The organism is Microcoleus sp. SVA1B4, assembly GCF_036700545.1.
GTDB lineage: Bacteria > Cyanobacteriota > Cyanobacteriia > Cyanobacteriales > Microcoleaceae > Microcoleus.
Genome location: NZ_JAUBPB010000004.1, coordinates 113612 through 126388, shown reverse-complemented (window position 1 = coordinate 126388; position 12777 = coordinate 113612). Strand labels below are relative to the sequence as shown.

Here is a 12777-nt window from a genome sequence, read left to right as displayed (position 1 = left end):
CTTAACAGGCAAGATGCCTGTTCCACAATCAAGTTTATTTTTTGTGGAACGGGCTTCTAGCCCATTGCTGATATTGGTGCGCTCAATCTAATTAAATTAGATCCATGAACTAGATAATACTGGCATGGCAGTTTATTATACTTTTGCTGACGTTTCATATTATGTTAATGAGCGAAAAAGTTTTTACTAAAAATGTTGCTTTCAGATTAATAACATATCTAATTTTTCCAATATTTCTATCTACCACCACGGCTGAAATTGTCTTGCGAGTTGCGGGATACAAACCCTGGCAAATAGAAAATGTTGATGTTGCCGTCGAACCAAAAGGTAACTTTTTTACCAAAGACTCGGAACTCGGCTACAAACATTTGCCGGGTAAATTCAAGGTGACACTTAACGGCAATTACTCATTTAATGCCACTCATCTCAATAATAGTTTAAGAATCACACATCCCCTCAATACTTACAATAAATCCTCAAAAAAGCCTGAAATTTGGATAGTTGGATGTTCTTTTACCTACGGTTGGTCATTGAATGACAGCGAAACTTATGCTTGGTTGCTGCAAGAGAAATTACCCAAGTATGAAATAGTAAATTTTGGCGTTAACGGCTACGGCACGCTGCACTCATTGATTCAATTCAAAGAAGCAATCAAACAAGGAAATAAACCGAAAATTGCGGTAATTGCTTATGCGGGATTTCACGACCGCCGCAATACTCTGTTAAGGGCGAGAAGAAAGCAAATGGCTGCTTGGAATAAACTGGGTATTTTATTCCAGCCGGATGCTAGGTTGAATGGAGAAAATAATTTTACCTACAAAATGGCAAAACTTGAATATCACGAGTTCCCGCTGATGCGGGTTTCTGCATTAAGCCATTTTTTGGAGGTTAATTACAATCAATTTGAAGAGGGATTGTATAGAAGCCATGAGGTTTCTAAGGCAATTATTCAAGAGTTTAACCGGGTGGCCGAGGCGAATGGTGTTAAGTTAGTTGTGGCGGGAATTAATGCCGGTTCTGCTAAGATGTTGGAGGAGTTAAGTCAGCAGGGAATTGCTACGGCGGATATTTCGGTTGATTTGAAAATACCTGCCAATAATAATTTACCTCATGACCTTCATCCAAGTGCGATCGCCAATCGGCAATATGCAGAAAAGTTGGAAGGTTTTTTGCAAGGCACTGTTTTAAGGTAAGTTAACGAAGCGCGAAGGCGCGAAGCAAGATATAAAGATGAAGTTGAGGAGTTACTTAGGGTTGCTAGACGGATGGGATTATTTGATGTTGTTTCTTTTAAATCGCGTCGTAAATTTATAATTGATGGGTTTCTCCTGTTTTTACTTGTTCTCGTAACAGTTGCAGTAACATCAATCTATGTATCCAGCGAACATACTTTTTATTGGTGGGATTACGCGGGATACAATACCGCTACAGTCAACACGGCAAATTTATTTCGAGACTCGCCCGATAAAGCATGGCGCGGAGTTATAGAATCGCTATCTAAGGAAAAAAATCTATTAATATCTCTGCCGTTAGTGCCGTTTATTCTGTTATTTGGCGAGTCTCGGCTGAGTTACATTCTAAGTGTATCCCTGATTTATGTGCTGCCGTTTCGCCTGTTGTTGGGGGCAATTTCTGCAAAGCTAATTCCAGTTTATCCCCGCCGGGTGTTTTGGTCAACTGTGCTGCTGAGTTTATTAATTCCGATGAGTTGGATACCGACTCTGCGGGGATATCTGGATACTGGCGGCTGTGTGTTTGTAGCCTTGGCAATTTTGGTTTATTTGCAGGATGTTAAGCTGAAATCTTGGTGGAAAATCCCGTTAATTGGGTTTTTTCTGGCGGCGGCTATTCTGTTGCGGCGCCATTTTGCTTATAGTGCGATCGCATTTTTTGGTGCCGCGACTTTACAGGCTTTCATCGAGTTTATTATACAGTATAGCAATCCCAAGGCAGTTATCAACATGGTTCAGGCTTTTAGCCGGGACGGGCTAGAAGCCCATCCCACAAGTCATTTAGGATTGCTATCTCAAAGTATTCAAAACAAAGGTTGGAAAAATTTGTTTGAATCCGGCATCAAATTGGGTTTGATAGCTGTAACTAGCTTGACTATTTTAATGTTGGTAGCGGGAGATTTTACTCGCAGTGCTCTGACGGTTGACTACCGCAATTTGTATGTCGCTTGGAGTTTGCCTGTAAATGATATTTTAACTCGTTATGCGGATTTTTACGGTTGGGGAACTTGGCTGCTGGTACTGATTGGTTTTTCGGCGGGAATTCTCACCCGAATCCTGGTTCCGGCGGCGGCTATTTTTGTTTCGTTGTTTGGGGTTTTGTCGCTGATTGAATGGCTGTTAGTGCTGCGTTACGGCTACTTGCACTATACAATTCATATTACACCGATCGCACTTTTGGGACTATCCACATTTTTCTGGACAACTTGGCTAACACTCAAGGGAAAAGTCCGATATTTCATGCTGGGCGCGGCGGGTTTGTACCTCGTTGTAAATGCCGCCGTCGGGTTAATTCCTCTCAAAATTGATTTGCCAAGACTGTTTGTGGGTAATTTTCCGCCGTTAGTGCGATCGGACTACGACGAAGTTGTAAAATTAGTAGAGTTTCTGCGAAAATTAGCACCCAACGAAGAACCAATTTATATTGCCGGTGCTTCTAACAGTTTTAATGCTAATATCCTCAGACAAGCTAACCGAAAATTAAACCCGCCGGAGGGTTGGTGGAGATTAAATACAATCGGGAGGCCGCAAATTGACTCGCGCGATACTTACCCGCTACCGGAGTTGTTGCAGTCACAATATGCGGTGGTTGCCACACCTTTTCAGCAGGTGTTATCGACTGACGAACAAGTTTTGCGATCGCACGAACAAGATGTTGTTAAAGTTGTGTACGATGCCTTTACTCAAAACTGGGAAATTGCCCGCGATTTCCAATTGCTACCGGAACAGTTTAAGCTGGAAAACGGCGTGACTGTCAGCGTTTACCGGAGGATGCGGCCGACTGATACAGCAACGGCAGTTAGGACTCTGGAGGCGATGCAGCGGCAAATAGGCGATCGACCAGGCACGCAGTTAGATTGGATTAGTTTGCATCAATCAATCTACACAAGTGCCAATTATTCAGTGAGTAAAGAATCGGATAACCGATATAAAATTGTAACTCATCCAATTAAAAACAGCAAGAGACTCGATACATCTTTCCTGTATTTAGGTTCCATTTCAGACAAAGTAAAAGTTACCGGCAAACTCAATTTACCTAACAAACAATGTCCGGGAGTTGCCCTGCGCTTGACTTTGTGGGACAAGCAAGGTAAATTAGTAGACTCAGCAGAGATGGCTTATCGTCAAAAAAGTGATCTCGCCTTAAATCTATTAGTTGAAGGCAAAAATCCCATTTATCTGCTGCTTGAGGTATTGAGTAGCAGCCAACAGGATTTAACAAACCAATGCCAACTGGAGATTAACAATTTGGCTGTCAGTAGTTAAGTTGAACCGTCAATGCAAAAACATCAAAAATCCCACTGGTATTTTAATCTATCTCTCTATACTTTTGTCATCATCGGCTCCCTGATGGCTACTGGCTATATTTTCCCCATTGGAGGCAATTTCCCGGAAGTGCCACCAATTCAATTTATGTTAAATCCTGAACTCTACAAAAATGACTATTACGTTCAGGAAATGGTGAAATTTAATCCGAGATATTACTATTATTATATTATCTATTTGCTCGCCAACTTAGGAACAAGCATTCCCCTAGCGCACTTTATTTATCAATTCCTCGCCTTCGGTTCATTTGTCCTAGCTTGCTACGCAATTCTCAATATCTATACTAATTCCAAACTGCCAGCAGCAGCGATGGCTTTTTTATGTATAGCCGCTTCATTTACCGATGTTGGTAACACGCTGATATTTTCCACTAAATCAGTACCCAGTATCTTCGCAATGGGTTTCGCAATCTGGGGAATTTACTTTAGTTTGCGCCAGAAATGGCTGACTGGATATTTCTTTTTTGGACTAGCTTGTCTGCTGCAATTCTTAGTGGGTTTGTTGCCGGGATTGATGATGGTTCCCGTTTTATTTATTGAATCTGTAAGACAGCGGAATTTCAAAACATTGATTTTGGCGATCGCACTTTTAGCAGCAATGGCAAGTATCGTTTACGTACCGATGTTATTAACAGGTACTACCAGCACTCAAACTATCGACAACGCCGATTTTGTCTACATTCACGCAAAAGTCCGCAACCCCCACCACATCCTCCCGTCAAATTGGTATTTGGGGAATTGGTTCAACTTTATATGTTTCATAATTGGTGGCTTACTGTGCATCAAAAATTCCGATTTATTGCCAAAAGAAGACAAGGTTAATTTTTCGGTAATTGTTGGCACATCAATTTTTGGACTATTTCTAAATTTCGTATTTGTCGAAGTTTATCCTGTGGCTTTTATCGCCAAACTACAGTTAGCTAGAACTGTACCTTTTGCTCAATTAATTATATTTATTGCTGTTGCTTTGACTGTCGAGCAACTTTACAGGGAAAAACAAATACCTATTAGCTTGTTGCTGTTAGCTGTACTAACTTTGCCTTTTAGGGGCATCCTTTTCCTAGGATTATCAGTTTGGCAGACAAAAAATTACTTATTTCCCAAACGATATAATATATTGTTGTGGATTTTAGCAGCAGGAACGGTAATTTTCAGCTTGATATATCCGGTGACTGATTCATGGGAAATAATGGGCGATCGAATAATTAGCATCCCAGTTTTTTTCTCAATCCTCGCCTTCCCATTCATTTTAGAAAAAACATCCCTAGCTACATCTATCAAACAAACTCTAACTCACACCTTAGCCTTAATAACTACTGCCACCTTAGTTTGTGGAATAGCAGGAATTATGCCCAAACCTATATTAAATGTATTTCAAACAAGAGTTAATATCAATGCCGTTCCCAGAGACGACTTAAGCAAATTAGCTGTGCGATTTTCGCAAAGTAGCAGCCGCGATTCACTCGTATTAATTCCACCTTCAGTTACCAGCTTCCAGTTTTTCTCCGAAAGGGCGATTGTCGTCAACTTCAAAAACTTCCCCTTTACCGAAAAAGGCATCAAAGAATGGCAAAATCGCATGGAAGCTGTTTTAGGAGTCCCCTTAAACCCGCAAATGATTTGGGGAGGAAATGACTTTTTCATCCGCCGCAGTAGTGCGGATTTAGTCAAAGTAGCCAGAAACTATCAGGCAGATTATATCCTGACTCGCAGCGATTGGCATCCAAATATTGACGGAGATATAGTAGAGCAAGAAGGCAAATGGATACTGTTTAAAATTAGATAATAGGTAATTGGTAAAACTTGTTAAATCCCAATATGACCGAAAGCATCCAGGATACAAGCCCCCGGATTCATCCGTGGAGAAATAAAAAACGTGTATCCGATGAAACTTGCCCCCCACATTTATCCGTGGGGTCAAGGCTTCAATCTAAAATCTAAAATCTAAAATCTAAAATCGATTGACTTTTATCTTAGTCGGCCGACGCAGACTTTGCTTGTGTAGAAGAAATTTCAACATCCGATTTATCTGCGTTAATCAGCGTTAATCCGCCTTAATCTGCGGTTAAATATCAAAACCCGAATCATCAATAATTTCGCTAATTTGCTTATCCACATAATCAGCATCCACATTCCGCGCCATCAACTCAGCTAAAATCCCCAAAGAAATCAACTGCACCGACAGAATTGTACACAAAATCCCAAAAAATAACAAAGGTCGATTCCCGATCGGCCCAAAATTCATCCCCGCCAAATTCAGAAACCAAATAACTATTAAATAACTCAGCGAAACAGTTCCAACGAAGCCAAAACACAATCCCAAACCGCCAAACAAATGACCCGGTTTGTGTAAATACTGCGTCGTGGCTAACACCGTCAACAAATCAATAAAACCCCGCGCATAACGTTCCCAGCCGTAATTCGATTTTCCGTGCTTTCGCGGATGATGTTCCACGACTACTTCGCCAATTTTAAACCCTAAATTGTTTGCTAAAGCTGGAATGTAGCGGTGCAATTCCCCGTACAATTTAATCGACTGCAAAACTTCCCTGCGGTAAGCTTTAAAACCGCAATTCATATCGTGCATTTTCACGCCAGTCAGCAAACACGCAACGGCATTAAACAGCTTGGAAGGTAAAGTTTTAGAAAGCGGGTCGTTCCGCTGTTTTCGCCAACCGGAAACTAAATCAAATCCCGATTCTAAATGATGTAAAAACTTGGGAATTTCAGCGGGGTCATCCTGAAGGTCAGCATCGAGAGTAAAGATAATTATCCCTGCTGCATTGCGAAATCCTGCTGAAAGTGCGGCGGATTTGCCAAAGTTGCGGCGCATTTTAATCGCTTTAATTAGTTTGGGATGTTGGCTGGCTAAATCTGTGATTTCTTGCCAGGAATAATCGCGGCTACCGTCATCTATGAAAATGACTTCGTAACTGTCAATTTCTGTTTGCAACATGACAATTTTGATTTTGTCAAACAGCAATTTTAGGGTGGCTTCTTCGTTGTGAACTGGGATTACGAAGCTGAGTTGTTTTGGCATAGAGATATTTTATTTCATTTTTGTTGTTAATGAGATTTTTTTTTATTAACCGCAGAGGGCGCAGAGGGCGCAGAGGAGGAGAAAGAGAGGTTTTTTAGTTTTTATTGATAACTTGGGAGTTTCGTAAGGCTACCCAACCTTTGCGGTTTTTAAAGGAGGCATAGGCTGTCAATAGTTTATCTGTTGGTGATGTTTGAATGTATCCTCTCCAAGCTGCGAATTCGTAGGAAGGGCCAAATAATTTAACTAAATCTGGGCGGGGAAATCCTGACATGGCGAAACCTCTAACGACATTTTCTTGGTTGAGAATGGCAATACATTTTACATTGTTTTCGGGGTCTCCTACCCAGCCAATTACTCTGGCTGCTGTTGGTGCCAGTCTGGTGGCTGTATCAAAGTATCCGGGTACTCCGTCTTTGGGGGCTGACAGTAAATTTGCGTCGATTTTTGTGTCTAATGCTGCACAGAAATTGTGTTTTTTGATGTCTCGGTTAAATGGCACTAAGTTGTTAGTTTTTAAAGCGTCGATTAAGCCGACAAAAGCGGCGGGTTTGTTGCCTACGCGGTCTTTAATTAGGGTTACGTCGGTGATGCCTAGTTGCAGTGATAATGCTACTAACGGTTGATAGGTTGCTCTGTGGGCGATCGCCATTGCAGTTTCGCCTCCCACCCCGTACATTAAAATAATCGCGACTGTGGTGACTGCAAACAGCGGTGTCAACCAACGCCCTTGGATTCTTGGTGTTGGCTGCAACTCGCGCACCCACAATACTGTCAGCACAATTGTGCTCATCCAAAACAAAGCTGGAAGTGTGGCGTAGCGGGAAGCGGTGGCTTGTTCGACGCCAAATCCCGATCGGCTAACCGCGGCCATTAACGCCGTTTGCAGCGTGTAAAGTTGGATTGATAGCCAAGGTAGCCAATCCGGGCGATCTACCTTTTTTACAAATAGCCAATAACCCACAAAACCCGTCCCTGCAATCAAACCAATTATACCAATAATTGAAGCAACAATAATATTTTCGCTAAAAATTCCGCCGAGATAAATGGGAATATATTCGAGAGTTTTGAGCGGGTTAATTTTAGTTAAAGAAGGGTGATGAGATGGAGTTTTATAAGTTAAAAAATAAATCCCAATCACTGCAATCGAAGCAATGAAATACAAATAAGTTATTCGCCGAGGAAACCGCAGCACAACAGCAGCAGCACACAATATCGGCCACAAACCTAAAGGAGTGCTGTAACTAATACAGCCTAAAACGCCAAAAACAATGCTGCCAATTACCCACTTATTTTGTAAATGCGGGGGCGGGCACGGGGGCACCGCCCCTACCAACTCGTTACCAGGCTCTGCCTCCCTTTTCTTTAATAAATCTGTCACATAGGATTGCAAACAAAATATCGAACAAATCACAAATAAATTAGCAATTATCCAGTGAACGCCACTGAATCCCCGCATCCAATTGTGAGCCGCCGCCGGAGTAAAATTAAAAATAGAAATGCAAAGGAGTAGCGAGATAAATTGCAGCGGAAAACGCCTCAATTTTAATGGCAGCAGAGCAATTAATACGTGGCACTGAATCCAAGCCAAGAACCAGGCAACTAAACATAAACCAATATTTGAACCTTGCGTTACAGCTATATTCAAGCCATAAATAATTGCCGGAATTAAGACAAAATGCTCGTTGGCCCGAAATATCCAATTAAAAGGATTTGTAGAAAAACCGTCTACTGAATAAAAATTCCATGTCATCCACCAATAATCAAAATTAGACAAGTCTCCCGCTTGCGATATCAAGTACAAAATATATGAAGCTGGTATTAGGATGCCGAGAACTGAGGCGGCAATTAAAATATATTGTTGCTTGATTTTCATGGATTCAGACATGGGGTATTTTTAATTAATGGGGCAGGTTTAGCGACGCACTCCCGACAAAGAAACCGGGTTTTTTATTTAATCTCTAGGCTACAGCGAAGGATTTTCGTAAAAAACCCGGTTTCTGGCCACCAGTGGATAAGTCCTATTGTCCTGAATCCCTAAATTTTAGACTAAAGTTCAAACTCCCAGATTCAATGCTGCAAGTAAATCTAAAATCTAAAATCTAAAATCTAAAATCGACTGACTTCTCTTGCCAGCATTTGTCTGAGCCCTTGCCGCCAGTGGGGAGGATACGTGCCCAAAAGTGCTGATATTTTTACCGTAGATAGGACAGAAAAAGCGGGGCGTTTTGCCGGTGTCGGATATTCGGCGGTGGTGATGGGAATTACGCGCTGAACTTTTAGGGGAAAGCCGAGTTGTGCTGCTTCCTCAAAAATGGCGATCGCAAAATCGTACCAACTACAAACACCGCTATTAGTGTACTGGTAAGTCCCAAAAGTTTCTGGCCCAAGGAGAGGAATAATTTGTGAAGTCGCCGCACCTAAATCCCGAGTCCAAGTAGGACTTCCGATCTGATCTGCTACTACTCGAATTTCTTCCCTTTCCTTTCCCAACCTCAGCATGGTTTTGACAAAATTACCTTTGCCACCGTTGCCGTAAACCCACGCGGTTCTAATAATAATATGTCGGTTTCCCGATTTGAGAATTGCTGCCTCGCCTGCTAATTTCGACTTGCCGTAAGTTCCCAGTGGATTCGTAGAATCTGTTTCCAAATAAGCAGAACCGTGGCTGCCGTCAAATACATAATCAGTAGAAAAGTGAATCAAACTTGCTCCCTGTTTTTCGCATTCTTCGGCAAAAATTCCTGGGGCAATAGCGTTGACTGCATATGCTAATTCTGGTTCACTTTCGGCTTTGTCTACCGCAGTGTAAGCACCCGAATTGATGACTAAATCCGGTTTAATTTCAGCCATTGCTTGACGGATGCTTTCGGGTTGGGATAAGTCGAGGCGAGTGCGATCGAGCGCAATTACCTCTCCCGAAGATAATAAAATCGGCTGCAATTCTTGAGCTAGCTGTCCGCTGCCGCCTGCGAGTAAAATTTTCATGATCAAAACACTTGAGCTGTTTTCAATGTTTGTCCAGCTTGGTCTTTAGCTGATAAGATTGGTTTGGCACCATCTAGCGGCCAGTCGATCGCCAAATCGGGGTCATTCCACAGGATACACCGCTCGTGTGCCGGTGCGTAATAATCTGTAGTTTTGTACAAAACTTCAGCCGTCTCGGAAACCACTAAAAAACCGTGTGCAAATCCCGCCGGCACCCAAAATTGCCGTTTATTTTCTGCACTCACCAAACACCCCACCCACTTTCCGAAAGTCGGCGAACTTTGTCTAATATCCACCGCTACATCAAATATTTCGCCAGCAACTACCCGCAGCAATTTTCCTTGAGGTTGCTGCAGTTGGTAGTGCAAACCGCGCAACACATTTTTAGAGGATTTGGAATGATTGTCTTGAACAAATTCGGCTGTCACGCCTGTTTTTTCGACAAAAGCTCGGTGATTGAAACTCTCAAAAAAGAAACCGCGATCGTCTCCGAAAATTTTCGGCTCAACGATCAGAACTTCCGGTATTTCGGTAGATATAACATTCATAGTTAGCTGTGAAAGTGATAAACTCATACTCAGTCTAGGCTATTTTACTATGAAAACTGACACATATCTCAAAAAATTGTATGCCAACCGCTTTGATTCGCGACAAATGCAAGCGAAGGTGGCACTATGGAAAGTTTTAATTGACGACTTCTTACAAAATTATGTTCCTCCCGAATCAGCGGTTTTAGATATAGGCGGCGGTTACTGCGAATTTATCAATCAAATTCGGGCTAAAAAAAAATATTTAATTGATCTTAATCCCGATTCAAAGTTATTTGCTAATGCTGATGTAAATGTGCTTAATATTGATGTGTTGAATTTAGAAAATTACACATCTTTTACCGAACAGTTCGATAGTATTTTTATCTCAAATTTTTTTGAACACCTCCGCAACAAAGAGGAACTTGTAGAAATTATCTCTTTTTGCTTCGAGGCCCTCAAGCCTAGCGGTTCTCTGTTGGTAATTCAGCCTAATTTTAAATATTCATACAAGGAATACTACGATTTTATCGACCATCAATTACCGATAACGCATTTATCGCTACAAGAGCTTTTACAAACTGTCGGGTTTGAAATCGACTTAATTATACCGAGATTTTTACCCTTTTCGACGAAAGGCAGACCGGCCTCGCCCTTGCTGTTAAAAATTTACTTAAAATTGCCTTTGTTGTGGCGTTTTTTGGGAGGGCAAATGTTTGTTAAAGCATCGAAACAAAACAATAGAGGCAGAGCCTCATGACAGGCAATCCTAGTCATATGCAGGCAGAGAGATTCATCTGCGTTTAGCCGCGTTTATCCCCCTGTACCTGCCATTAAAAAAATCCCTACAAAATCGAACTTAAAACCACCTCATTAGCAGCAATCCAATCATAAATATCCTGCAAAGCTGCTTCCGGCCCAATAACAGGCCGCCATCCTGTTTTCTCCATCACCCTAGAAGAATCAGTAATAAAAATCGGAATATCCCCCGCGCGTTCCTCCAAAACAGGATTAATTGAAATCGATTTACCCGTAATCTTTTGGCACAAATCAGTTGTCTCAACCAAAGAAAGACTGTTGCTAAAACCACCGCCTACATTAAAAACTTCGCCGTCAAATTTAGCAAAATTTTCTAACTGATAATTAACTAACCTCAACAAATCTTCCACGTGCAGCAAATCCCTAACCTGCTTCCCACTGCCACCAAAACCGATATAACTCAGCGACTTTTGAAAATAGTGAGCCGCCACCCACAAACCGCAAACTCCCTGATCTACTTTACCCATTTGCCAAGCACCAGTAATTAACCCGCAGCGGTTAATAATTGCGGGTACATTGTATGCTTCCCTGTATTCCTCAATCAGCAATTCCGAAGCTAATTTAGTGGCTCCGTAAAGCGAACGGTGTCCTTTTAATGGGAAGTCTTCTGATATGCCCAACTCAGATATACCGGGTAAAGTTTGCTCAGGGGCGATCGCAAATCTATTGGGCAACTCTAACAGTTTAACAGATTTGACACTGGCGATCGGATAAACCCGACTCGTAGACAAAAACAGCAAACTCGCACCCGTTTGTCTCGCCAACTCCAAAACATTCACAGTGCCCAGTAAATTCGTCTGCAAAACGTACTGAGGCGAACTAAAACCAGCCAGCACAGAAGGTTCCGCAGCACAATCTATAATGCAGTCAGCATTCAGTGCAACTGGATCTAAATCTGCCGCTGTGCGAATATCCCCGTAAACAAACTGAATACCGCAACTTTTAAGGCGAGGCAGATTCAATTCTGAGCCCCGGCGACGCAGGTTATCTAAACAAATTATTTGCCATTCCGGGTGCAGTTTCTTCAGGCCAATTGCCAAACAACTGCCGATAAAACCCGCACCACCAACAATTAAAATTTTATCAGGCATTCACTTTCAACTTTGCTATCTTTCTAGTCCGGTGGTAGTCGCCGCGAGACAGATGTTTTTCGAGCCAGACATACAAGACAATAAACAAATATCGACTGCCCATCTCTTTGATTTTCAGCTTAGAAATACCAGCAGTCCGATTGTACCACCTCAGAGGAATCACCGTATAAGAAAAACCCCGAACAATTGCTTTTAAAGGCAGTTCCACTGTCAAATTAAAATGATGGCTCAGAATCGGTTGCACGCCTTCAATTACTTCTCTGCGGTAAATTTTAAAAGCATTGGTGACATCGCTGTACCGCAAGCCGAAAATACTTTTGACAAACCAGTTTGCTAAGCGGTTAATTACTAACTTGTGAATGGGATAATCAACTATAAAACCACCTTTGATAAAGCGGGAACCGAAAACGCAATCATATCCTTCTTGCAACTTGCGGTATCCTGCTACCAAATCCATCGGATCGTCGGAAGCATCCGCCATCACAATTGCCGCAGCATCTCCGTCAAATTCCACCAATCCCCGACGCACCGCAAATCCGAAACCGTTGGGAGGTTGATTGTTGATGTATCTCACTGTGGGAAAAGTCTCTGACAACTCCTGGCAAATATCAATAGTTCGATCGACACTATTGTCATTCACAATCAAAATTTCGTGCGGAATGCCTTCTAAATCGAGCGTCTGGGCGATCGCCCGCACAGTACCGTACAAACAGCCCTCCTCATTGTGGGCTGGTATAATCACAGAAATTTTCACTC

10 protein-coding genes are annotated in these 12777 nt (G+C 42.1%); 4 read left to right on the top strand and 6 right to left on the bottom strand.

Annotation, left to right across the window (positions count from 1 at the left end):
* The first annotated feature begins 167 nt into the window (after window positions 1-167).
* From QT987_RS03540 to QT987_RS03530, 3 genes are all read left to right on the top strand, one after another.
* Window positions 168-1193 carry an SGNH/GDSL hydrolase family protein gene (locus QT987_RS03540; protein WP_333237295.1) on the top strand — a complete coding sequence of 342 codons (1026 nt, stop codon included), beginning with the start codon at window positions 168-170 and terminating at the stop codon, window positions 1191-1193.
* A gap of 72 nt (window positions 1194-1265) precedes the next feature.
* On the top strand, window positions 1266-3497 hold the full coding sequence (locus tag QT987_RS03535) for a hypothetical protein (protein WP_333237293.1): 2232 nt from the start codon (window positions 1266-1268) through the stop codon (window positions 3495-3497).
* Window positions 3498-3509: 12 nt separating this feature from the next.
* A complete protein-coding gene (locus QT987_RS03530) occupies window positions 3510-5342 on the top strand; it encodes a DUF6798 domain-containing protein (RefSeq protein WP_333237291.1) in 1833 nt (610 codons plus the stop codon).
* Window positions 5343-5621: 279 nt separating this feature from the next.
* Here the strand turns inward: QT987_RS03530 and QT987_RS03525 are convergent, their stop codons facing one another.
* The 4 genes from QT987_RS03525 to rfbC all read right to left on the bottom strand — a co-directional run bounded on the left by QT987_RS03525 (window position 5622) and on the right by rfbC (window position 10132).
* On the bottom strand, window positions 5622-6596 hold the full coding sequence (locus tag QT987_RS03525; RefSeq protein ID WP_333237289.1) for a glycosyltransferase family 2 protein: 975 nt from the start codon (window positions 6594-6596) through the stop codon (window positions 5622-5624).
* 94 nt (window positions 6597-6690) lie between these two features.
* Window positions 6691-8484, bottom strand: coding sequence for a hypothetical protein (locus QT987_RS03520; RefSeq protein WP_333237287.1), 1794 nt, complete (start codon window positions 8482-8484; stop codon window positions 6691-6693).
* Between the two features lie 221 nt (window positions 8485-8705).
* The gene (rfbD, locus tag QT987_RS03515) at window positions 8706-9584 is read right to left on the bottom strand and encodes a dTDP-4-dehydrorhamnose reductase (protein ID WP_333053359.1); all 879 of its coding nucleotides are present in this window, start codon (window positions 9582-9584) and stop codon (window positions 8706-8708) included.
* Window positions 9585-9586: 2 nt separating this feature from the next.
* Window positions 9587-10132: a dTDP-4-dehydrorhamnose 3,5-epimerase gene (gene rfbC / locus QT987_RS03510; RefSeq protein ID WP_333053480.1), complete on the bottom strand. Its 546-nt coding sequence runs from the start codon at window positions 10130-10132 to the stop codon at window positions 9587-9589.
* A 49-nt stretch (window positions 10133-10181) separates the two neighbouring features.
* Between rfbC and QT987_RS03505 the strand changes: the two genes are divergently transcribed.
* Window positions 10182-10871 carry a methyltransferase domain-containing protein gene (locus QT987_RS03505; protein WP_333237285.1) on the top strand — a complete coding sequence of 230 codons (690 nt, stop codon included), beginning with the start codon at window positions 10182-10184 and terminating at the stop codon, window positions 10869-10871.
* Between the two features lie 85 nt (window positions 10872-10956).
* Here the strand turns inward: QT987_RS03505 and QT987_RS03500 are convergent, their stop codons facing one another.
* Together QT987_RS03500 and QT987_RS03495 are read right to left on the bottom strand one after the other, a co-directional pair.
* Window positions 10957-12021, bottom strand: coding sequence for an NAD-dependent epimerase/dehydratase family protein (locus QT987_RS03500; RefSeq protein ID WP_333053357.1), 1065 nt, complete (start codon window positions 12019-12021; stop codon window positions 10957-10959).
* Window positions 12014-12775: a glycosyltransferase family 2 protein gene (locus QT987_RS03495; RefSeq protein ID WP_333053356.1), complete on the bottom strand. Its 762-nt coding sequence runs from the start codon at window positions 12773-12775 to the stop codon at window positions 12014-12016. Before QT987_RS03495 ends, QT987_RS03500 begins: the two co-directional genes overlap by 8 nt.
* Between the last annotated feature and the right edge of the window lie 2 nt (window positions 12776-12777).

What these genes read in the sequence shown, in the direction of transcription:
- QT987_RS03535 (WP_333237293.1), top strand. Translation starts at nt 1,266, where the DNA reads ATGGGATTATTTGATGTTGTTTCTTTTAAATCGCGTCGTAAATTTATA.
- QT987_RS03540 (WP_333237295.1), top strand. Translation starts at nt 168, where the DNA reads ATGAGCGAAAAAGTTTTTACTAAAAATGTTGCTTTCAGATTAATAACA.
- QT987_RS03520 (WP_333237287.1), bottom strand. Translation starts at nt 8,484, where the DNA reads ATGTCTGAATCCATGAAAATCAAGCAACAATATATTTTAATTGCCGCC.
- rfbC (WP_333053480.1), bottom strand. Translation starts at nt 10,132, where the DNA reads ATGAATGTTATATCTACCGAAATACCGGAAGTTCTGATCGTTGAGCCG.
- QT987_RS03525 (WP_333237289.1), bottom strand. Translation starts at nt 6,596, where the DNA reads ATGCCAAAACAACTCAGCTTCGTAATCCCAGTTCACAACGAAGAAGCC.
- QT987_RS03500 (WP_333053357.1), bottom strand. Translation starts at nt 12,021, where the DNA reads ATGCCTGATAAAATTTTAATTGTTGGTGGTGCGGGTTTTATCGGCAGT.
- QT987_RS03505 (WP_333237285.1), top strand. Translation starts at nt 10,182, where the DNA reads ATGAAAACTGACACATATCTCAAAAAATTGTATGCCAACCGCTTTGAT.
- rfbD (WP_333053359.1), bottom strand. Translation starts at nt 9,584, where the DNA reads ATGAAAATTTTACTCGCAGGCGGCAGCGGACAGCTAGCTCAAGAATTG.
- QT987_RS03530 (WP_333237291.1), top strand. Translation starts at nt 3,510, where the DNA reads ATGCAAAAACATCAAAAATCCCACTGGTATTTTAATCTATCTCTCTAT.